Raw genomic sequence first — 266 nt, 5'->3', positions numbered from 1 at the left:
TCGGCCCCCGTCAAAGCCAACGCCTCTATGCACCGCCTCTGCGACAAGCAGCCCCGCGAGGCCTTCGGGCCGAGCCTGCAGTTAGCGGGTGGGGCGTCGGATGGGGAGGGACGGGCACTCCCGGCCGCGGCCGTGTTAGATACGCCGGCGCATGTGTTACAGCGGGTGGCCACCCGGCAACGGCAGATCCAGCCCACCCAGCGCCCAGGCTCCCGGCGCCCGAAAGCGCGCTTGATCAGCAACAAAACGCACTATAGCCCCACCGA

Annotated in this window: 1 pseudogene; it reads left to right on the top strand. The window is 69.2% G+C overall.

The features are described from left to right. Positions 1-266 (top strand): annotated as a pseudogene (locus ACW9KT_RS22315) (IS1182 family transposase); the annotation flags it as partial.

This window comes from Hymenobacter sp. HD11105, from assembly GCF_054051685.1.
Note: the sequence above shows the minus strand (reverse complement) of the source record. Positions and strands in the feature narration are given on the sequence as shown.